The organism is Duganella sp. GW821-FHT01E12 (assembly GCF_059422325.1).
On record NZ_JBWKWR010000017.1, the window covers coordinates 51,106 to 71,456 of the forward strand.

The window sequence follows — 20,351 nt, forward strand, 5'->3', positions numbered from 1 at the left end:
TTATTGCTAATACAGGTTAGTCCATGAAAGTGCTGCTTCGCCTGTGCCTTTGCCTGTCGTTCGCGCTGCCGGCCGCGCATGCCGCGCCGTGCGCCGCGCCGGCCGCGCAAGCCGACGGCTGGGAACTGGCCGCGCCGGAGGCCTCCGGCTTCAACGCCAACGCCCTGTGCGTCACGCTGACCGCCTTGGCCGAGGGCGGGGACAATATCCACGGCATCGTCGTCGAACGCCACGGCAAGCTGGTGGCGGAGATGTACCGCACCGGCAAGGACCGTTCGATCCGGCGCGGCCTGGGCATCTGGCCGCCGTTCGCGCCGACGGTGGAATTCGGCCCGGACACGCTGCACGACGTGCGCTCGATCGGCAAGAGCGTCATCAGCCTGCTGGTCGGCATCGAGAAGCAGCGCGGCAGGATAGGCGCGCTCACCACGCCGGTGCTGGACTACTTCCCCGAGTTCCAGGACCTGCGCTCGCCGCAGCTCAACGCCATCAATCTCGAACACCTGCTGACCATGAGCGGCGGCTGGAAGTGGGACGAAGGCATGCAGCCCAATAACGAGCTGCGGCTGTACTGGAAGTCCGACCAGCTGCGCTATGTGCTGGAGCGGCCCATCGTGGCGCCGCCGGGCACCGTGTGGAACTACAACGGCGGCGGCACCACGATTTTGGCCGACATCGTCACCCGCGTCAGCGGCCGGCCGTGGGTCGAGGTGGCGCGCAAGGATTTGTTCGAACCGCTGGGCATCGTGCAGTGGGAATGGGTGACCGACTTGCGCGACCGCCCGGCGCCCTTCTCGGGCCTGCGCCTGCGTCCGCGCGACATGGCCAAGCTGGGACGGCTGATGCTGAACCACGGCCGCTGGAACGGCCAGCAGATCGTGGCAGAGGAATGGGTGGATGAATCGCTCAAGCCGCGCCTGAGCGTGGGTTTCAGGAGTCCCGGCAACCAGCCGGACGAACTGCACTACGGCTACCAATGGTGGGACGGCACGGCGGCCTGGCACGGCCACCGCACGCCATGGAGCGCGGCCTTCGGCAACGGCGGCCAGCGCATCTTCATCGTGCCGGAGATGGACATGACGGTGGTGATCACCGCCGGCGACTACGGCTCCGAGGCGATGGCCGCCAAGGCCAACCAACTGCTGCATACGCTGATCGCCACGGTCAGCGATTAAGAACAAGCTAGCGTTCGCCGCGCTCCTTGCGTTCCAGCTTGAGCATCTCCCAACCCAGCTCGCGGCGGATCTGCTGGGCATCCGGCGGTGGGCGCCGCTCGGCGATCTGCGTCTGCAGCCACTGTCGCACGGATTCTTTGCTCGGTTGCTTCTTTTGTTCCATGGCCTTGCCTCTTTGGTGGAAGAACGATCCCCGGTAGGCATACAACGCGGGCCGGCCCGCCCAGTTGACGCGCCGGCCGCCGCGAATTTGCAACCATTTGCTACAGATTTGCTATCATTCAGACCAGCAGGAGGCAGCGCGAGTCACCATGAGCATAGGCGCCATATCACCGAGTTCCGCCAGCCAGCCACCGGCGCGCGCGACGCCGCCGGTGCAGGTGGCGTCGTCGGCGAGGCCCGCGGGGCCGGCCTCCGCCTCCCCCGCCGCGTCCCCGAACGCCAATTTTTCCGGCACCGACTCGACCACCAACCTGACGCCGGAGGCGCTGGCCCTGGTGGCCCAGCTCAAGGCGCGCGACACCGAAGTGCATCAACACGAGCAGGCGCACCTGGCCACCGCCGGCGGGCTGGCCACGTCCGGCGCGTCCTATACCTACCAGCGCGGGCCGAACGGCGTCGATTACGCCATCGGTGGCGAGGTCCACATCGATACCTCGCCCGGCCGCACGCCGCAGGAGACCATCGAACGCGCCCACACGATACAGGCGGCGGCGCTGGCGCCGGCCGATCCCTCCGGCGCCGACCGCGCGGTGGCGGCCCAGGCGCAGCAGCTGGAACTGCAGGCCCGCGCCGAGCTGGCGACCCAGCAGCTGGAACAGGCGGCGGCCCGGCTCCATGGATCGGGACCGGCGTCCGGCGACGCCGCCAAGGTCCGGCGCACCTACGAGACGCCGCCGCTGGTGCCGCCCACGCTGGACGTTTTCGCCTGAGCGGCTGCGCGGCCGGATGATAAAATCCCGCCTTTGCAAGCCACTCAAAGAGCAACCATGTTAAAAGCACCACGTACCCTGACCTTCAAATGCGCCAAGTGCGCCAAAGCCGTGCAAGTCCGCCTGCAAAAGGTGTCGGCCTGCTCGCACATCCAACCCTACCTCGGCATTTGCGCCTGTGGCGAAGTCAAACACCACGCGATCGGCCAGAAAGACGCCGTCGCCTCCTACCTGGCCGCGCCGGAAGGCTGGACCCACCATCATTAATCTTTGCGCAGGCCTCAAGAAATCCAAAGGCGCACCGTTATAGAAGTATTATCAAACCGAATCCGCTGGAACCCGCCATGTCTATCCTACCTGCTCTCGGCACCCGCGCTTTGCCGTCGTCCCTCTACGGCGCCAATCCACACAACGACGGCAAGACGTCGGCGGCCAACGCCGCCAAGCCGGTGAAAGCGCTGGATTCCTCGCCGACCTCCCTGTCCACGGACAGCCTGGAAAAGCACGTGGCTTCGGTCGGCAACGCCACCGTCGATTTCGCGCAGGACTTCCTGAGCAGCTTTGCCAAGTCGCTGTTCGGCGACTCGGGCAAGGATGCGACCATCAGTTTCGACTCGGCCAGCCTGGATACCAGTTCCACTTTCGCCGTGGGCGCGCAGCACACCTCGGGCCCGAACGGCAGCAGCGACGCCGCCGCCTTCGACCTGATCGACAGCTCGCACTTCATCGGCAAAGGCACGATCACCACCGCCGACGGCCGCAAGTTCGATTTCGAAGTGGAAGTGCAGTACAACGCGGAACTGGCCGGCGCCGCCAGCCAGGACACACCCGCCGCCAGCAGCGACAACGCCACCAAGCGTCCGGTGGCCAGCAACGGCGCCAGCGCCAACAACCTGCCGTCGGTGCAGGTGCCGAACATCGACTTCCCCGGCACCCTGGCCGACCTGTTCAAACTGATCGGCCGCGACCTGCAATCGGCGCTGTCGACCGGCGACAACTCGCCCGCCAAGACCAGCGACGGCATCGACCGCAACACGCTGCGCAACCTGTCGCTGCGCCTGCTCAACCTGGTCGACAGCAAGGACACCAACACCTACAGCGCGCCGACCGCCGCCGACAAGGTCAAATCGGCCACCGACGCCTACGGCGCGCAGGCCCCGCAGGAGCCGATCAAGGCCGGTCCCGCAGGCGTGAGCGCAGTGCCATCGCCGGCCGACGATCCGATCTCGCTCGCCCCCGCCAACGACGCCGCAGCGGGCGCCAAAGCCGCCACCAGCTAAGCGCCAAGTATAATAAGCGCCTCGACACCGAAACGCCGGCAGGGATGGACACCATCCCCGGCGTTTTTTGTGCTTCCGCCTATTACACCTACCGATTGCCCCGAACATGTCCGCACACACCACCGCCTCCCCTACGCCGCAACAGATCCACTGGGAGGAGAACGGCGTGCAGTGCGCCGCGCGCTGGCGCTCCGAAGCCGGCATGCCGCCGCCGAAACGCGTGGTCATCGCCGACGACCGCACCAACGCGGACGTGGCCTACCGCCTGGCCTGCGAAGGCACGGCGCTGCTGTGGCGCGGCGACTTCCAGAACGCCCGCCAGCTGCTGCAGGCGCTGGCGCGCCGCGCCGACCATAAAAGCAAGCCCGCGAAGAAGGCCAAGCCGGCCAAGACTCCGGCCACGCCGACCGAGGCGTTCCACCTGCATCGCCAGGCGCAATCGCAGCGGGCGCGCACGCTGGCCATGCTGCTGATTCCTTTCGACGACGGCTACACCATTCCGCTGCGCCGCGCGCCGGACGTGCAGCTGGCCTGCAACGAGGCCTACGGACGCTTCGAAGAACCGTTCGTGGCCTCGCTGCGCGAGCTGCTTGGCGTAATCGGCGCGCACGAATGGCGCCGCACCGGCGTCGAGATTCCGGCGCTGGACGCGCGCATCCATCCGCACTACGGCGTGTTCTCGCCGGTGCGCGGCGAGTATGTGGACCTGGTGGCGAATACGCCGCTGCCGGCCGGCGTCAAGCTGGCCTACGACATCGGCGCCGGCACCGGCGTGCTGTCGGCGGTGCTGGCCAAGCGCGGCGTGGCGCGCGTCATCGCCACCGACCAGGACCAGCGCGCATTGAGCTGCGCGCGCGAGAACCTGGCGCGGCTGGATCTGGACGGCCAGGTCGAACTGCTGGAGGCGGACCTGTTCCCCGAAGGCCGGGCGCCGCTGGTGGTGTGTAATCCGCCGTGGGTGCCGGCGCGTCCGAGTTCGCCGATCGAATTCGCGGTCTACGATCCGGACAGCCGCATGCTGCGCGGCTTCCTGGCCGGCCTGTCGGCGCACCTGACGCCAGGCGGCGAAGGCTGGTTGATCCTGTCGGACCTGGCCGAGCACCTGGGCCTGCGCCCGCGCGAGCAGCTGATGGAATGGATCGCCGCCGCCGGCCTGAAGGTCGTCGACCGCCACGACGTGCGCCCCACCCACCCGCGCGCCGCCGACGCCGCCGACCCGCTGCATGCCGCCCGCGCCGCCGAGGTCACGTCGCTGTGGCGCCTGGCCGCAGCGTAACAAGGCCGGCTATCGAAAAAGGCAATCTTTGTAGTTCTGCTATGCTCGCTTGAGTCAACTTTCATGGAGGAACTCCCATGTTCAAGCGATTATTCGGGCTGTTGTCGCCACAAGCGGCGGCCCCCCTTCCGCCTCCCGCCGACCTGCCGAGCGACTTGTTGAGCGACGAGGACTATGCGCGCTACAAGGCCGGCGCCTGCGCGTTCATGCGCCTGATCTCGCAGCACCTGGGCGAGCAGGAAAGCGAACGGCTGGTGCGGCACGTGGCGGCCAAATACGATGGCAACGGCGCGACCAGCATCGACGAGATCCGCTGGCTGTTCTACGACGCCATGCTGGACGATCAGGGCCAGCAACGCGGACATTGGCTGATGCTGCAGGTGGACTGGAAAGCCAGCGAGGAAGTCGCCTGGCAGGCGCAGGAAATGCTGGCGGCGCGCGGCGTCGAGCCGCAGTGGCAATGGGACCACGAGGGCAAGACCGTCATGCAGGGGCTGGGCGATCTGTCGCGCTGGCTGGCGCCGCTGCAACTGTCGCTGCTGGTGGTGGACTACGAATCGGATTCCTACTACGCGCTCATCATCGATGACGCATTGGCCGGACAAGCCATCGCCCTGGCGCGCGACGCCGACGTCAAGGTGCTGCGCTTCAAGGACTTCGCGGCCACGCAAGGCGAGGAATGATGCGATAAACATAAGCATCGCTTAAAAAATCGCGCAAAATATAAGCGACTCTTATTTTGACCCTTGCGGAACGCAAAAGCCCTATGTATAATTCGGGCCTCAGACGCGGGGTGGAGCAGTCTGGCAGCTCGTCGGGCTCATAACCCGAAGGTCACAGGTTCAAATCCTGTCCCCGCAACCAGATTCGATAAGCCGTTGATTTCTTTCAGAGATCAACGGCTTTTTCTTTTCCAGGCCCAGTCGCTGGCAAGCAAGCCGGCGGCCGCCCCATACCCAACCCGTCATAAAGCTGTCACAATCGCACTTTTTGGATAGCCAGGGAGGCGCGCGTGAAGGGTCAAGATCAGGTTTCAGCACAACGGGAGCAGGATGCTCCTGCCAATCCATCGCGCCGCCGCATCTTCCAGGCCGCCGCCGCCACCGGCATGGCCGCCTCCCTGCCCGCGCTGAGCGAGGCCGCCACCGCCAAGCCGGCCGCCGTCAAAGGCTCGCTGGACGCCAAGGTGAAAGCCCATATCAAGAACGTGGTCGTGATCTACCTGGAAAACCGCAGCTTCAACAATCTGTTCGCCAACTTCCCCGGCACCGCCGCGCCGCTGTCGGCCGCCACCGCGGCCGCCTGCCAGCAGCGCGACCGCGACGGCTCCGTGCTGCCGGCGCTGCCGAAGGTCTGGGGCGGCATGGTGCCGAACACCCAGGACATCGGCGGCAAACAATACGCGCTCAAGGAAGACGACATCAAGGGCCTGCCGAACGGCCCGTTCAAACTGGTCGACACCGAGGGTAAGCCGCTGCCCGAAGCGGTCATCACGCGCGACCTGTGGCACCTGTTCTACCAGAACCAGATGCAGATCAACGGCGGCAAGAACGACGGCTTCGCGGCCTGGGGCAATACCGGCGGTATGGTTATGGGCTACTACGGCGAGACCGGCAAGAACCTCGGCCTGTGGAAGATCGCCGAGCAGTACACGATGTGCGACAACTTCTTCATGGCGGCCTTCGGCGGCTCCTACCTGAACCACCAGTTCCTGATCAGCGGCCGCACGCCCGAATACTTCAACGCCAAGGACACCGCCGCCAAGAAAAAGATCGCGGTGCTGGACGACGGCCCGACCGGCATGCGCCTGTCCGTGACCAAGGACAGCCCGGCATCGGCGATGGACGGCATGCCGGTCTACGTCAACAACGGCGCCATCACGCCGGACGGCTACGCGGTCAACACCATGGCCCCGCCCTACCAGCCCAGCTACATCCGCCCGGCCTTCGACGGCGACCCGCTGCTGGCCGATCCGAACGACGCCGGCACGCTGCCGCCTCAAACCTACGACACCATCGGCGACCTGCTGTCGGCCAAAAAGATCGGCTGGGCGTGGTACGGCGGCGCGTGGCAGGCGGCGCTCGACGCGCGCGGCGGCGGCGAGAAGCCGAACTTCCAGTACCACCACCAGCCGTTCAACTACTTCAAGCAGTTCGCGCCCGGCACCGCCGCGCGCGCCGAGCACCTGCGCGACGGCGGCCTTGGCGACAGCCCGATCTCGAACAAATTCCTGGCCGACGCCATCGCCGGCAAGCTGCCCGCCGTGACCTTCTACAAGCCGCAGGGTAACCTGAACCTGCACGCCGGCTACTCGGACGTGGAGTCCGGCGACGCCCACATCGCCAACGTGATCGAGCACCTGAAGAAGTCCCCGCAGTGGAAAGACATGGTCATCGTGGTGACCTTCGACGAGAACGGCGGCTGGTGGGATCATGTGGCGCCGCCCAAGGGCGACCGCTGGGGTCCGGGCTCGCGCATTCCGGCCATCGTCATTTCGCCGTACGCGAAGAGGGGCCAGGTTGACCACACCTTCTACGACACCACGTCGATCCTGCGCTTCATCAGCCGCCTGCACGACCTGCCGCTGCTGCAAGGCCTGAAGCTGCGCAACGAAGCCTTCGCGGCCCGCAACGCGCCGCCGCCGGGCGACCTGACGGCCACGCTGAGCTTCCGCTAAGCTTCCGATGAGTTAGTGCGGGCGGTAGCACCTCTGTGTTACAATCCGCGACTTACTTACTGAGCCCGACTGCTGCAGCCGGGCTTTTGTTTTGAGCGGCGCATTTTCACGGCGCCGTGGGCACGAGATTTAAGAATGAGAGATAAAAAAGACAACGCCACGTTCGACCTGCCCGGCTTCAGCCCGGCCGCGCCGCTCGAACCGGAAGCGAAGCGCCCGCCGGCGCCGCGCGGCAAGCGTTCCACACTCAAGCAGGTGCAGCTCGAACTGCTCGAGCCGACCGACACCACCGGCCTGCCGGTCTGGGTGCGCGACGAAAACCTGGACCTTACCGGCTTGCCGGTGTGGGCGCCAAACTAACACCAACCCCGATATCACAGCGTCAGCGAGCCTGTTAGACTGTGACCACGTCCTTTTTGAACAGGTCTGACACCATGACATCCACCGCCTTTTCCAGCCTGCCGCTGGCCCAAACCCTGCTCGACAATCTCGATTCGCTCGGCTACAAGGAGATGACGACCATCCAGGCGCAAAGCCTGCCGTCGGTGCTGGAGGGACGCGACCTGATCGCCCAGGCCAAGACCGGCAGCGGCAAGACCGCGGCCTTCGGCATCGGCATCCTGGCCAAGCTCAATCCCGCGTGGTTCGCCGTGCAGGCGCTGGTGCTGTGCCCTACCCGCGAACTGGCCGACCAGGTGGCCAATGAGCTGCGCCGCCTGGCCCGCGCCACCGGCAACGTCAAGGTGCTGGTGCTGACCGGCGGCTCGCCGATGCGCCCGCAGATCGCCTCGCTGGAACACGGCGCCCACATCGTGGTCGGCACGCCGGGCCGCGTGCGCGACCACCTGGGCCGCGGCACGCTGGACCTGTCCAAGGTCGAAACGCTGGTGCTGGACGAGGCGGATCGGATGACCGACATGGGCTTCTACGACGAAATCGCCGGCATCGTCAGCGCCTGCCCGAAACGCCGCCAGACCTTGCTGTTCTCGGCCACCTACCCGGACGACATCCGCCGCGCCACCGATTCCTTCCTGGCCGATCCGGTCGAAGTGACGGTCGAGGCGCAGCACGACAACAGCCAGATCGAACAGCTGTTCTTCGAGATCGGTTTCGACGAGCGCAACGCCGCCGTGGCGCGCCTGCTGGGCCACTACAAGCCGGTATCGGCCATCGCCTTCTGCAACACCAAGGTACAGTGCCGCGAGCTGGTGGAAGAGCTGCAATCGAAAGGCTTCTCGGCGCTGGCGCTGTACGGCGAACTGGAACAGCGCGAGCGCGACGAGATCCTGGTGCTGTTCGCCAACCGCAGCTGCTCCGTGCTGGTGGCCACCGACGTCGCCGCGCGCGGCCTGGACATCCCCAACCTGGAGGCGGTGATCAACGTCGACGTGTCGAAGGACACCGAGGTGCACATCCACCGCGTGGGCCGCACCGGCCGTGGCGGCGAACAAGGCCTGGCCCTGTCGCTGTGCGCGCCGAACGAGAAGAAGTGGGTCAAGCTGATCGAGGAATACCAGAACGCGCCGGTCGAGTGGTTCGACCTGAAGTCGCTGGACGACAACGACTACGGCGTCGATCCGGCGCCGATGATGACGCTGGTGATCTCGGGCGGCAAAAAGGACAAGCTGCGTCCGGGCGACCTGCTGGGCGCCCTGACCGGCGACGCCGGCCTGTCGAAGGAACAAGTTGGCAAGATCAACGTGTTCGAGTTCCAGACCTACGTGGCGATCGACCGCCGCGTGGCCTATGAAGCCTTCGAACGTCTCAGCAAGAACAACCCGCTGGGCGGCGACTTCGGCGCCATCAAAGGCCGCAACTTCAAGATGCGCTTCATCGACGCCTGATCCGGCCTAGCGGTGCTGCTGCTTTATGTGCGGAAGCAGCACCGTCAGGATGCCCAGCAGCGGCAGGAACGAACACAGTTTGTACACATAGGCGATGCCGGCCACGTCGGCGATATGCCCCATGGCGGCGGCGCCGATGCCGCTCACGCCGAACATCAATCCAAAGAAGATCCCCGCGATCATGCCGACCTTGCCCGGCATGAGCTCCTGCGCGAACACCACGATGGCGGAAAACGCCGACGAGATCACGAAGCCGATCACCACCGACAGCACCGCCGTCCAGAACAGATCGACGTAGGGCAGCATCAGCGTGAACGGCGCGGCGCCGAGGATGGAGATCCAGATCACCCGCTTGCGGCCGATGCGGTCGCCGATAGGCCCACCCATGAAGGTGCCCGCCGCCACCGCCGCCAGGAACAGGAACAAATACAGCTGCGCCGACGATACCGACAGGCCGAATTTGTCGATCAGGTAGAAGGTGTAGTAGCTGCTCAAGCTGGACATGTAGATGTACTTGGAAAAGACCAGCAGCGCCAGCACCGCCAGCGCGCCATAAACGCGGCCCTTAGGTAAAGGCGATACGGCATGCGAGGCCGCCTTGCGAGGCAGCCCGGCCAGGTGCGCGCTGTGCCAGCGGCCCACGCGCACCAACACCAGAATCGCCGCCGCCACCGGCAACGCGAACCAGGCGATATTGCCCTGTCCACGGCCGATGATGACGGCGGCGGCCAGCAAAGGCCCGAGCGCCGAGCCGACATTGCCGCCCACCTGGAACAGCGATTGCGCAAAGCCGAACCGCCCACCCGAGGCGATGCGCGCCACGCGCGAAGCCTCCGGGTGGAAGGTCGAGGAACCGACGCCGATCAGCGCGGAGGCCACCAGCAAGGCCGGGAAGCTGGCGGCGACGGACATCATCAGCACGCCGATCAGCGTGGCGACCATCCCCAGCGGCAGCAGGAAAGGCATGGGGCGGCGGTCGGTGTACAGGCCTATCCACGGCTGCAGCAGCGAGGCGGTGCACTGGAAGGTGAGCGTGATCAGGCCAACCTGCGTGAACGTCAGGCCGAACTGCGCCTTCAGCATCGGGTAGATCGACGGCAGCATCGCTTGCGTCAGGTCGTTCAGCAGGTGGACCAGGGCGACCGCGCCGAGGATGGAAATGACGGTGTCCCCGTGGGGGCGGCTGGAGGAAGTGAGAGTGGATGTATTCATGCGGCCCAGTGTAATATGGCTGCAAACCCGATATATTCCAACTTTCATCGATTAAGTGACAATGAAGGCTCTCCACCGCAGCAGCGACCATCGCGACTACCAACGCGTTCCGCGCATCGTCACGGCGATGGCGCGCGACGAGGTGCACGGCGTATCGGTAACGCCGCACAGCCACGAACGCGCGCAGCTGCTGTATGCCACCGAGGGGCTGATGAAGGTGAAGACCGCCTTCGGCGTGTGGATACTGCCGCCGCGCCGCGCGCTGTTCATTCCGCCCGGCGTGGTGCATCAGTGGACGTCGCTGAGCAAGGTGACGATGCGGACGATCTATGTCGAAGCGGAGACGGCGCAGGCCTTCGGCGACGTTTGCCGCGTGATCGAGGTGAGCCCGCTGCTGCGCGAGTTGATACTGTCGCTGCTGGATGAACCGATCGAATATCCGCTGCCCGGCCGTGGCGAGCATCTGGCGATGCTGATCCTGTCCGAGCTGGCGGCGGCGGAGACGGTGCCGATCGCGATCCCATGGCCGCGCGACCGCCGCCTGCTGGCCGTGTGCGAAGCGATCATGGACGATCCGGGCAGCCCGCGCACCATCGAGGACTGGGCCGCCGAAGCCGGCGCCAGCGCGCGCACGCTGATACGCCTGTTCCCCAGGGAGACCGGCCTGCATTACCGCCAGTGGGTGCAGCAGGTGCATCTGGCCGAGGCTTTCGGACGGCTGGAGCGCGGCGACAGCGTGGGCGAGATTGCGGCGGCGCTGGGCTACGCCAGCCCGAGCGCGTTCAGCGCGATGTTCCGCCGCATCCTCGGCAGAACGCCGCAGCACTACCTGAGCGGCTGGCGCGCGCCATTGCAGCGCGCCTAGGCCGTCGCCAGCGCAAAGCGGAACACGGCGCCGCGCTGCGGCACGCGGACCAATTCGATGGCGCTGCCGTGCAGTTGCAGGATGCGGCTGACGATCAGCAGGCCCAGCCCCCCTTCCCTGTGCTCGCCGCGCAGCGCGAACGGGCGGCGGAACAGCACCTCCTGCATATCGGCCGGGATGCCAGGCCCGGTGTCGCCGACGGTGACGCGCACGTGGCCATGCGCGTCCGGCTCCACCTCGATTTCCACCGTACCGCCGGGCGGCGTGTGGCGGATCGCGTTGTCGAACAAATTGGTCAGCACGCGCTCGATCATGCCCAGGTCCGCGCGCACCATCGGCGCGGGGTGCGGCAGCACGGCGTTCAGGCGCAGCTGCTTTTCCTCCGCCCGCAGTTCGAACTTCTGGAACACGTCCTGTATCAAATCGCTCAACGAGAACGATTCGATTTCCGGCGCCACCGCGCCATGCTCCAGGCGCGCCAGCTCAAACAAGGCCTGCGCCAGGCGGCCCACCTTGCGGCTCTGCGCCAGCGCGATGCCGAGATAGTGCTGGCGGCCCGCCGCGTCCAGCGTTTCATCCTTCAGCGACAAGGTCTCCAGATAACCGTGCAGGGAACCGAGCGGAGTGCGCAGGTCGTGCGAGATGTTGGCCACCACTTCGCGGCGTTCGTGGTCCAGCTGGCGCACCGTCTGCCATTGCTCGTTGATGCGTGCGGCCATCTCGCCGTAGGCGCGCTCCAGGATCGCGATCTCGTCGCGCCGCCCGCCGGCACTGGGCGGCGGCAGCGCCAGTTGCTCGGCCTTGGTGTCCAACTGGCGCATGGTGGCGGCCAGGCGGTGCAAGGGCCGCGTGATCAGGCGGAACGCGACCAGGCCGGCCACCAGGCCAAGCAGCGCCACGATGGCCATCGACCACAAGGTCGTGCGCAGCACCGAGCTGGCGGTGGCGCGGGCGGCGAGGCGGTCGTGTTCTTCGCTCTGCAGGATGACGTAGATGTAGCCGACCTTGCGTTCGCCCATGCGCAGCACGGCCGCGCTGAACACCTTGCGCCCGGTCTCGCTGCGCGGATCATCGCCCTGTATCGGCAAGGGCTGGTTATCCAGCAGGCGGCGGATGGGTTCAAGATTCACATGGTCGCGCTTCAGGTGGCCGGCCGGCGCGGCGTGGCCGACGATGCGGCCGTCCAGGTCGAGCAGGTAGACCTCGACGTTGGGATTGACCACCATCAGTTGCCCGAACAGGCGGCGCACGGCTTCGGGGCCGAGGCCTTCGCTGGCCGGCGCGCCGGGCGCGGGGGCGGGATCGCTGTTCGCATGCATCAGCTGCGCGTCCAGCGCGATGCTGCGCGCCAGGCCGCGCGACAGGCCCTGCACCACTTCCTTCTCGTGCATGATGTTGGCGCGGATCTGCAGCCACGCGGACGCGCCGCAGCAAGCCAGCAGCAGCACCGAGAACACCAGCGACAGGCGCTGGGACAGGGTCAGGTTCATGCCGCCGGCCCGCCGTGCGCGAAGCGGTAGCCTTTGCCCCACACCGTCAGGATGCGGGAAGGATCGGCGGGATCGGCCTCGATCTTGGCGCGCAGGCGGTTGATGTGGGTGTTGACGGTGTGCTCGTAGCCGTCGTGCTGGTAGCCCCACACCTGGTTGAGCAGGTCTAGCCGCGAGAACACTTTTTCGGGATGCTTGACGAAGAAGTACAGCAGGTCGAATTCGCGCGGGGTCAGGTCCAGCGGGCGGCCTTCGACCTGCGCCTGCCGCGTCAACGGATCGAGGCGCACGCCGTTCAGTTCCAGCGCGCCGGCTTCGTTGCGCTGGTTGCGGGCCATGGCGTCGGCCCGGCGCAGCAGCGCCTTCACGCGCGCCACCAGTTCCAGCACGGAGAACGGCTTGACGAGATAATCGTCCGCGCCCAGCTCCAGGCCGAGGATGCGGTGCACCTCGCTCGAGCGCGCGCTGGTGATGATGATGGGCGTGTAGGTCGCCATCGCCCGCGCCTGGCGGCAGATTTCCAGTCCGTCCACGCCGGGCAGCATCAGGTCGAGGATCAGCGCATCCCAGCCGCCGGTGCGCAGCTGGGCCAGGCCCTGGTTGCCGTCGGCGCAGTGGGTGACCTGGTAGCCCTCGTCCTGCAGGTGCAGGCGCAACAGGTCGGCGATGGGCATATCATCCTCTACGATCAGGACGCGTTTTGGTAAATCCATAGTCAGTCTGGCCGGGTAAAAGTCTGGATGCCGCCATTGTGCGGGATTCCTGCGCAGGAAAGTATCACATTTAATTGAAGATTACGTGAGGATTTCGCCATCCGCGCCGGGCCACAATGGCTGCATCGACATTCCACTCCATGGAGTTTGTATGACTTCCAGACGCAAATTTCTCCTCACTAGCGGTGCCGCCCTGATGGCAGGCGCCGCAGCTTTAAAATGGCGCGCGGCCCAAGCCGGCCCGGCTCCCGCATGGGAAGTGACGCACACCGACGCTGAATGGCACGCCCTGCTCTCGCCGGCGCAGTACGAGATCCTGCGGAACGGCGGCACCGAGCGCCCGTTCAGCAGCCCGCTCTACAAGGAGCACCGCGCCGGCAGGTTCCTCTGCGCCGGCTGCCAGAATCCCTTGTTTTCGTCCGCCGCCAAATTCGACAGCGGCACCGGCTGGCCCAGTTTCTGGAAGCCGCTGGAACGCGGCGTGTACACGAGCCGCACGACGTCGCTGGGCTTCCGCGGCGCCGAGGTGCAGTGCCGCCGCTGCGGCGGCCACCTGGGCGATGTGTTCGACGACGGCCCGGAGCCGACCGGCCTGCGTTACTGCATCGACGGCCTGGCGCTGACCTTCACGCCCGGTGCGGCTTAAGGGAGGATCGTCGTCATGCTGCTGATACTGCTCTCTTATCTCGGCGGGGCGCTGACGATACTCAGCCCCTGCATCCTGCCGGTGCTGCCGTTCGTGTTTGCCCGCACCGGCCAACCGTTCGTGCGCAGCGGATTGCCTTTGCTTGTCGGGATGGCGCTGACGTTCGCGCTGGTTGCGACGCTGGCCGCCGTCGGCGGCGGCTGGGTGGTGCAGGCCAACCAGTATGGCCGCTGGCTGGCCATGGCGCTGATGGCGTTCTTCGCGCTGACCTTGATGCTGCCGCATCTGGCCGACCGTTTGACCAAGCCGCTGGTGGCGCTTGGCGACAGCTTGTCCAGCAAGGCGCGGGCGTCGGATGGCGGCGCGTGGTCCGGTGCGCGGTCTTCGTTCCTGCTGGGGATCGCGACCGGCTTGCTGTGGGCGCCCTGCGCGGGGCCGGTGCTTGGCCTGGTGCTGACCGGCGCGGCACTCAACGGCGCCAGTGCCGGGACGACGCTGCTGCTGTTGGCCTACGCGGCGGGAGCGGCGACTTCGCTGGGACTGGCGCTGCTCATCGGCGGTAAGGTCTTCAGCGCGATGAAGCGTTCGCTGGGCGCTGGTGAATGGCTGCGGCGTGGCTTGGGCGTGGCCATGCTGGGCGGCGTGGCGGCGATAGCCAGCGGGCTGGATACCGGCCTGCTGACGCGGGTGTCGACGGTCGCCACTTCGGGCCTGGAACAAAAGCTGATCGATACGCTGTCGCCCCGCGAGCCGCAAGGCGGCGCGATGATGGCCGGCGGCGCCATGATGTCGCGCACCGCGATGAGCGGCAACGGCCCTGCCATGATGGCCATGCACGCCGCCGCGCCGGCCGAGGACACGCTCCCGGTAGAAGGCAAGCTGCCGCCGCTGGCCGGCGCCGTCGACTGGCTGAACTCCGCGCCGCTGACCGCCGCGCAACTGAAAGGCAAAGTGGTGCTGGTCGACTTCTGGACCTACTCCTGCATCAACTGCCTGCGCTCCATGCCCTACGTGAAGGCCTGGGCGGAAAAATACCGCGACCAGGGCCTGGTGGTGATCGGCGTGCACGCCCCCGAATTCGCCTTCGAACGCGATATCGGCAACGTGCGCAAGGCGGTCAAAGACCTCGGCATCACCTACCCAGTCGCTGTCGACAACGACTACGCCATCTGGCGCGCCTTCGGCAACCAGTACTGGCCCGCGCACTACCTCATCGACGCCAAGGGCCAGATCCGCCACCACCATTTCGGCGAAGGCGAATACGCCCAGTCCGAGCAGGCGATCCAGCAGCTGCTGGAAGAAGCGGGCCGCAAGGACGTGGCCAACACCGTGGTCAGCGCGGAGGACGCACAAGGCGTGCAGCAGGCTGCCGACATGGGCCAGGTGGCCTCGCCGGAGACCTATCTCGGCTACGAACGTGCGCAGAATTTCGCCTCGCCGGAAGGCCTGGCGGCGGACAAGAGCCGCAGCTACACCGCGCCATCGCAGCCGGCGCTGAATCAATGGGGCCTGGCCGGCAGCTGGTTGTCGCAGCCGGACCAGGTCACGCTGAGCCAGGGCACGGGCCGCATCGTGTACCGCTTCCATGCGCGCGACCTGCACCTGGTGCTCGGCCCGGACAAGAACGGCAAGCCGGTGCGCTTTCGCGTGACGATAGACGGCGCCGCGCCGGGCCGCAACCACGGCGCCGACGTCGCCGCCGACGGCAGCGGCACCATCAACGGCCAGCGTTTGTATCAGCTGGTGCGGCAGTCCGGCAGCATCGGCGACCGCACTTTCAGCATCGAATTCCTCGATCCCGGCGTACAAGCCTACGCCTTCACCTTTGGTTGAAACGGAGAGCACAACATGAACAGCTTCTTGAAAAACTGCGGCGGTCCCCTGGCGCTGGCCGGCGCCGCCATCTTCGGCGTGGCACTGTGGCAGCAGCCGGCGGAATCGGCGGAAGTCGCGGTGGTGATTGCGCCGCCGGCCGTCGATGAACCGGCGGCCATCGGCCACACGGCCACCGCCATCTTTGCCGGAGGCTGCTTCTGGGGCGTGCAGGGCGTGTTCCAGCACGTGAAGGGCGTCACCAACGCGGTCTCCGGCTATGCCGGCGGCGACGGCCGCAGCGCCAACTACGAAGCCGTCAGCGGCGGCGACACCGGCCATGCGGAAAGCGTGAAGATCACCTACGATCCGGCGCAGATCAGCTACGGCAAGCTGCTGCAGATATTCTTCTCGGTGGTGCACAATCCCACGGAGTTGAACCGCCAGGGGCCGGACAGCGGCACGCAATACCGTTCCGCGATCTTTCCGCAATCGCCGGTGCAGCGCAGCGTGGCGGAAAAGTACATCGCGCAGCTGGACGCCTCGCATGTGTTCAGGAAGCCGCTGGCGACCAGGATCGAAATGGACAAGGCCTTCTATCCCGCCGAGACCTACCACCAGAACTTCCTGACGCTGCACCCCAGCCATCCATACATCGCCTTCAACGACCTGCCCAAGGTGGAGAACCTGAAGCGTATCGCGCCGGATGTATATCGCGCCGATCCGGTGCTGGTGCGGAAAGGCCTGTAGTACAATTACAGGAAAATACTATTCGGCCAAGCGCCATGGATGACAGAGACGATCCTTCCCCCGATTCACCGCTGCGGCGCCGGCTGCTGGGCGGTCTGCTGAGCGCCGCCGCGCCTGCGCTGCCGTTGATACTGCCGGCCAGCGCCCGCGCGGCCGATGCGCCCATCCAGGTGGGCGGCCTGCCCGTCACCTGCAATCTCACGCTGCCCGTCGCCTGCATGGCGAAGGCCGCATCCATCGGCAAGCCGGGCGCGCTGCCACGCGGCTTCGAATACAGCAAATACAACGGCTGGCCCGAGGTGAAGGAGTCGCTGATGACGGGCCGCATCCAGGCCGCCTACATGCTCGCGCCGCTGGTGATGGACCTGGCGGACAAGCGCATTCCGGTGAAGATCGTCTCGCTGGGCCACCGCTCGGGCGCCGTCATCATGGTGCGCACGGACTCCGCGCACAAAAAATTCTCCGACCTGCGCGGCAAGCGCATCGCCATTCCCAGCCGCTTCGCGGTGGACTTCCTGTTCCTGCGCAAAATGCTGGCGCGCGAGAAGATGACGCCCAAGGATATCGAGATCATCGAGATGGCGCCGCCGGACATGCCGGCCGCGCTGTACGCCAAGGCGGTGGACGGCTACTGCACCGGCGAACCTTTCGGCGCCGCCGCGCAGCGCGCCGGCTATGCGCGTCCGCTGGCGATGACGCGCGACGAATGGCGCAACTACATCTGCTGCGTGCTGACGGTGCGCGAAGAACTGATCAAGGAAAACCGTCCGCTGGTGCAGGAGCTGGTCAACTACGTGCAGGCCGCCGGCAGCTGGCTTGATTCGGCGCCGGCCAGCCGCGAGAAGGCGATCACCATCGCCGCCGGCCGCAAATACTTCAACCAGGACCCGAACGTGCTGCGCTTCGTGATGCAGAATCCGGCCGACCGCGTGACCTACGGCGACCTGCGCATGATACGTTCCGAGTTCGACGAATTGATGCAACTGTCGATCGAAGCCGGCACCATCAAGCGCCCCATCGCCTACGAATCCTACGTGGACGAGAGCTTCGTCAAGGCCATCAAGCCGGTCGCCATCAGCCTATGAGCAAGTTGAAAACCGCACTGCTGGCGATGGCGATCAGCTTCGGCGCGCACGCGGCCGACACCCTCGGCCTGAAAGCCGGCGTGTTCGATCCGCCGCGCATGGCGCCCGACTTCACGGTGCGCGGCTCGGACGGCAAGGAGCTGAAACTGAGCCAGTACCGGGGCAAGCTGGTGCTGCTGGAATTCGGCTACACCTCGTGCGTGGACGTGTGCCCGGTGTCGCTGGGGATGTTGGCGGAGGCGCGCCGGCAAATGGGCGCGCAGGCCAGCCAGCTGCAGGTGATCTACGTGACCGTCGATCCCGAACGCGACACGCCCGAACGCATGCGCAACTACCTGCGCGCCTTCGACCCGACCTTCATCGGCGCCACCGGCACGCCGCAGCAGATGGCGCGCGTGCGGCAGGACTACGGCATCACCGCCACCAGGAAGATGATCGACGGCAGCAAGACCGATTACACCGTCGGCCACTCCTCGTACCTGTACTTCGTCGACCGCAAGGGCAGCCTGCGCGCGTTGCTGCCGTTCGGACGCACCGCCGCCGACGTGGTGCATGACGCCACGCTGCTGCTGAAGAATTGAAGACGCGGCGTCTCCAGATACTGGCTGCCGTCGCGGCGGGTCTTGCGGCATTGGGCGCGTGGGCCGCACTGGCGCCCATCGCCCTGCCCTCGCGCGACGAGCTGTTTGAAATCCCCAACGGCACGTGGGCGCGCCGCATGGCCGGCGACAAGGTGGAGATCCTGCCGTCCGAGATCCATCTGACGCAGGGCGCGAACGACGTGCTCCTGCTGCGCAACCTGGACAACGTGCCCCAGATTTTCGGGCCGGTGCTGATCATGCCGGGGCAGAGTTTCCGGCTGCCGTTCGAAACCGTCTCCATCAACGACTTCGCCTGCACCGCCCATGCCAGCGGACAAATGCGGGTGGTGGTCGATGCCATGCCAGCAGCAGGCTGGCAGCGATTGAAGTGGCGCGCCCTGCGCGCCTGGGCGCGTGCGCCGCATCTGTTCTCAACCTGACTGGACGCCATGGAAAAACTCAAGACAATCCTGCCGCCGCTGGCGGTGCTGGCCGCGCTGATCGCCCTGTGGTGGATCGTCGTGGTGCAGACCGAGAGCGTGATCTTCCCCACGCCGCTGCAGGTGGTGACGGGTACGCTGGAACTGGCCGAAGACGGCACGCTATGGGAACACATCGGCGCATCACTGTTCCGGGTCGGCACCGGCTTCGGGTTGGCGGCGCTGGTGGCGATTCCGCTCGGCCTGTGGATGGGGCGTGTGGACGGCGCCTACATCACGCTCAATCCCATCTTCCAGATCCTGCGGCCGATATCGCCGATCGCGTGGATCCCGCTGGCCATTTTGTGGTTCGGCGTCGGCAATGTGTCGCCGATCTTCCTGATCTTCATCGCCGCCGTGTTCCCGATGATCGTGCAGACCGCGTCCGGCGTGCACACCATCGAGCGGCGCTACCTGCGGGCTGCCGAGAACTTCGGCGTGTCGAAGGCCACGCTGTTCCGGCAGGTGATCATCCCGGCGGTGCTGCCGGAGATTATCGTCGGCATGCGCATCGCGCTGGGCGTGGCGTGGCTGGTGGTGGTGGCGGCCGAGATGATCGCGCTGCGCTCCGGCCTGGGCTACCTGATCATGGACTCGCGCAACGCCGGCAACCGCTACGACCTGGTCATCGCCGGCATGATCATCATCGGCGTCATCGGCCTGATACTGGACGCCGTCATGCGCAAACTCGAAGGCCTCAAATCGGTAAGGTGGCGCTATGGACGCTAAGATCGTCGTCAACGGAATCAAGAAGCACTTCAAGGAGCTGCCGGTGGTTGGTGGCGTCAGCCTGGATGTGAAGGATGGCGAATTCGTCGCCATCGTCGGGCCTTCGGGCTGCGGCAAGTCGACGCTGATGAAGATCATCGCCGGCTTCGAGCAGCCCAGCGAGGGCGAGGTGCGCATCGATGGCGCGGTGCGGCGCGGGCCCAGTCCCAAAGGCATCGCGATCTCGCAGCATGGCTCGGTGTTCCCGTGGCTGACGGTGCAGCAGAACCTGATGTTCGGCCTGACCGGCAACGGCCATGGCGATAAATCGGCGCTGGCCGACCACTATGCGGAGATGGTGGGGTTGAAGGGTTTTGAGAACAGCTATCCGCACGAACTGTCGGGCGGGATGCTGAAACGGGTGGAGCTGGCGCGGGCGTTCGTCGTCAAGCCGGAGATCCTGTACATGGACGAGCCCTTCTCCGCATTGGACGCGCTGATGAACCTGAAGATGCGCACCGAACTGCTGCGCATCCTGGCCGAGGAACGGCACACGGTCATCCTGATCACGCACGATGTGGAGGAAGCGCTGTTCATGGCCGACCGCATCCTGGTGCTGTCGCCACGGCCGACACGGATACAGGCGACATTCGAAGTGCCACATCCGCACCCGCGCAAGCTATCCCGTCCCGAGTTCCAGGAAATGAAAGAACAAATCCTGCGCGAACTCGGCGTCACCTAGCCGTGGAAAATTGGGGTCAAGTCTGACATTCGGACACGGCCTCTGCCGTAGCGGCCCGCTACGGCAGAGGCCGTGTCCGAATGT

Annotated in this window: 22 protein-coding genes and 1 tRNA gene; 19 read left to right on the forward strand and 4 right to left on the reverse strand. The window is 66.2% G+C overall.

Annotation, left to right across the window (positions count from 1 at the left end):
• Positions 1-23: 23 nt before the first annotated feature.
• Positions 24-1,175: a serine hydrolase domain-containing protein gene (locus tag AC07WS_RS29190; protein ID WP_494732438.1), complete on the forward strand. Its 1,152-nt coding sequence runs from the start codon at positions 24-26 to the stop codon at positions 1,173-1,175.
• Positions 1,176-1,182: 7 nt separating this feature from the next.
• On the opposite strand, the gene AC07WS_RS29195 is transcribed toward AC07WS_RS29190, so the two are convergent.
• Positions 1,183-1,338, reverse strand: coding sequence for a hypothetical protein (locus AC07WS_RS29195; protein WP_494732439.1), 156 nt, complete (start codon positions 1,336-1,338; stop codon positions 1,183-1,185).
• A gap of 148 nt (positions 1,339-1,486) precedes the next feature.
• On the opposite strand from AC07WS_RS29195, the gene AC07WS_RS29200 reads away from it, so the two are divergent.
• The 9 genes from AC07WS_RS29200 (at position 1,487) to dbpA (ending at position 9,184) form a co-directional block, all read left to right on the forward strand.
• On the forward strand, positions 1,487-2,107 hold the full coding sequence (locus AC07WS_RS29200) for a putative metalloprotease CJM1_0395 family protein (RefSeq protein ID WP_494732440.1): 621 nt from the start codon (positions 1,487-1,489) through the stop codon (positions 2,105-2,107).
• A 57-nt stretch (positions 2,108-2,164) separates the two neighbouring features.
• Complete coding sequence (locus tag AC07WS_RS29205) at positions 2,165-2,374, forward strand: hypothetical protein (protein ID WP_008449977.1); 210 nt, start codon at positions 2,165-2,167, stop codon at positions 2,372-2,374.
• Between the two features lie 77 nt (positions 2,375-2,451).
• Positions 2,452-3,387, forward strand: a complete 936-nt coding sequence (locus tag AC07WS_RS29210) for a hypothetical protein (protein WP_494732441.1) — start codon at positions 2,452-2,454, stop codon at positions 3,385-3,387.
• Positions 3,388-3,493: 106 nt separating this feature from the next.
• The gene (locus AC07WS_RS29215; protein WP_494732442.1) at positions 3,494-4,663 is read left to right on the forward strand and encodes a methyltransferase; all 1,170 of its coding nucleotides are present in this window, start codon (positions 3,494-3,496) and stop codon (positions 4,661-4,663) included.
• 77 nt (positions 4,664-4,740) lie between these two features.
• On the forward strand, positions 4,741-5,346 hold the full coding sequence (locus AC07WS_RS29220; protein WP_494732443.1) for a DUF6630 family protein: 606 nt from the start codon (positions 4,741-4,743) through the stop codon (positions 5,344-5,346).
• A gap of 104 nt (positions 5,347-5,450) precedes the next feature.
• Positions 5,451-5,527: transfer RNA gene (locus AC07WS_RS29225), tRNA-Met, on the forward strand.
• 148 nt (positions 5,528-5,675) lie between these two features.
• Positions 5,676-7,340, forward strand: coding sequence for an acid phosphatase (locus tag AC07WS_RS29230; RefSeq protein WP_494732444.1), 1,665 nt, complete (start codon positions 5,676-5,678; stop codon positions 7,338-7,340).
• Between the two features lie 135 nt (positions 7,341-7,475).
• Entirely contained in the window at positions 7,476-7,700 is a 225-nt protein-coding gene (locus AC07WS_RS29235; RefSeq protein WP_161084711.1) for a hypothetical protein, read from the forward strand.
• Positions 7,701-7,774: 74 nt separating this feature from the next.
• A complete protein-coding gene (gene dbpA, locus AC07WS_RS29240; protein ID WP_494732445.1) occupies positions 7,775-9,184 on the forward strand; it encodes an ATP-dependent RNA helicase DbpA in 1,410 nt (469 codons plus the stop codon).
• A gap of 6 nt (positions 9,185-9,190) precedes the next feature.
• Here dbpA and AC07WS_RS29245 read toward each other — a convergent pair whose 3' ends face one another.
• Positions 9,191-10,396: an MFS transporter gene (locus AC07WS_RS29245; RefSeq protein WP_494732446.1), complete on the reverse strand. Its 1,206-nt coding sequence runs from the start codon at positions 10,394-10,396 to the stop codon at positions 9,191-9,193.
• Between the two features lie 61 nt (positions 10,397-10,457).
• Between AC07WS_RS29245 and AC07WS_RS29250 the strand changes: the two genes are divergently transcribed.
• A complete protein-coding gene (locus AC07WS_RS29250) occupies positions 10,458-11,261 on the forward strand; it encodes an AraC family transcriptional regulator (RefSeq protein ID WP_494732447.1) in 804 nt (267 codons plus the stop codon).
• On the opposite strand, the gene AC07WS_RS29255 is transcribed toward AC07WS_RS29250, so the two are convergent.
• Positions 11,258-12,751 carry a sensor histidine kinase gene (locus AC07WS_RS29255; RefSeq protein WP_494732448.1) on the reverse strand — a complete coding sequence of 498 codons (1,494 nt, stop codon included), beginning with the start codon at positions 12,749-12,751 and terminating at the stop codon, positions 11,258-11,260. The genes AC07WS_RS29250 and AC07WS_RS29255 overlap by 4 nt on opposite strands.
• Positions 12,748-13,464, reverse strand: coding sequence for a response regulator transcription factor (locus tag AC07WS_RS29260; protein WP_494732449.1), 717 nt, complete (start codon positions 13,462-13,464; stop codon positions 12,748-12,750). Before AC07WS_RS29260 ends, AC07WS_RS29255 begins: the two co-directional genes overlap by 4 nt.
• Positions 13,465-13,615: 151 nt before the next feature.
• Between AC07WS_RS29260 and msrB the strand changes: the two genes are divergently transcribed.
• Genes msrB through AC07WS_RS29300 form a run of 8 tightly spaced genes read left to right on the forward strand, consistent with a single transcriptional unit; the run spans position 13,616 to position 20,267 of the window.
• Positions 13,616-14,110 (forward strand): peptide-methionine (R)-S-oxide reductase MsrB, encoded by a 495-nt coding sequence (gene msrB, locus AC07WS_RS29265; protein WP_494732450.1) that lies wholly within the window; start codon positions 13,616-13,618, stop codon positions 14,108-14,110.
• A gap of 15 nt (positions 14,111-14,125) precedes the next feature.
• On the forward strand, positions 14,126-15,943 hold the full coding sequence (locus AC07WS_RS29270; protein ID WP_494732451.1) for a cytochrome c biogenesis protein DipZ: 1,818 nt from the start codon (positions 14,126-14,128) through the stop codon (positions 15,941-15,943).
• 15 nt (positions 15,944-15,958) lie between these two features.
• Positions 15,959-16,672, forward strand: a complete 714-nt coding sequence (gene msrA / locus AC07WS_RS29275; RefSeq protein WP_494732452.1) for a peptide-methionine (S)-S-oxide reductase MsrA — start codon at positions 15,959-15,961, stop codon at positions 16,670-16,672.
• A gap of 35 nt (positions 16,673-16,707) precedes the next feature.
• A complete protein-coding gene (locus AC07WS_RS29280; RefSeq protein WP_494732453.1) occupies positions 16,708-17,757 on the forward strand; it encodes an ABC transporter substrate-binding protein in 1,050 nt (349 codons plus the stop codon).
• Positions 17,754-18,338, forward strand: coding sequence for an SCO family protein (locus AC07WS_RS29285; RefSeq protein ID WP_494732454.1), 585 nt, complete (start codon positions 17,754-17,756; stop codon positions 18,336-18,338). Before AC07WS_RS29280 ends, AC07WS_RS29285 begins: the two co-directional genes overlap by 4 nt.
• A 50-nt stretch (positions 18,339-18,388) precedes the next feature.
• Complete coding sequence (locus tag AC07WS_RS29290) at positions 18,389-18,778, forward strand: cupredoxin domain-containing protein (RefSeq protein WP_494732455.1); 390 nt, start codon at positions 18,389-18,391, stop codon at positions 18,776-18,778.
• A gap of 9 nt (positions 18,779-18,787) precedes the next feature.
• A complete protein-coding gene (locus tag AC07WS_RS29295; RefSeq protein WP_494732456.1) occupies positions 18,788-19,546 on the forward strand; it encodes an ABC transporter permease in 759 nt (252 codons plus the stop codon).
• Positions 19,536-20,267: an ABC transporter ATP-binding protein gene (locus AC07WS_RS29300; RefSeq protein WP_494732457.1), complete on the forward strand. Its 732-nt coding sequence runs from the start codon at positions 19,536-19,538 to the stop codon at positions 20,265-20,267. The genes AC07WS_RS29295 and AC07WS_RS29300 overlap by 11 nt, the downstream gene beginning before the upstream one ends.
• Positions 20,268-20,351 lie beyond the last annotated feature (84 nt).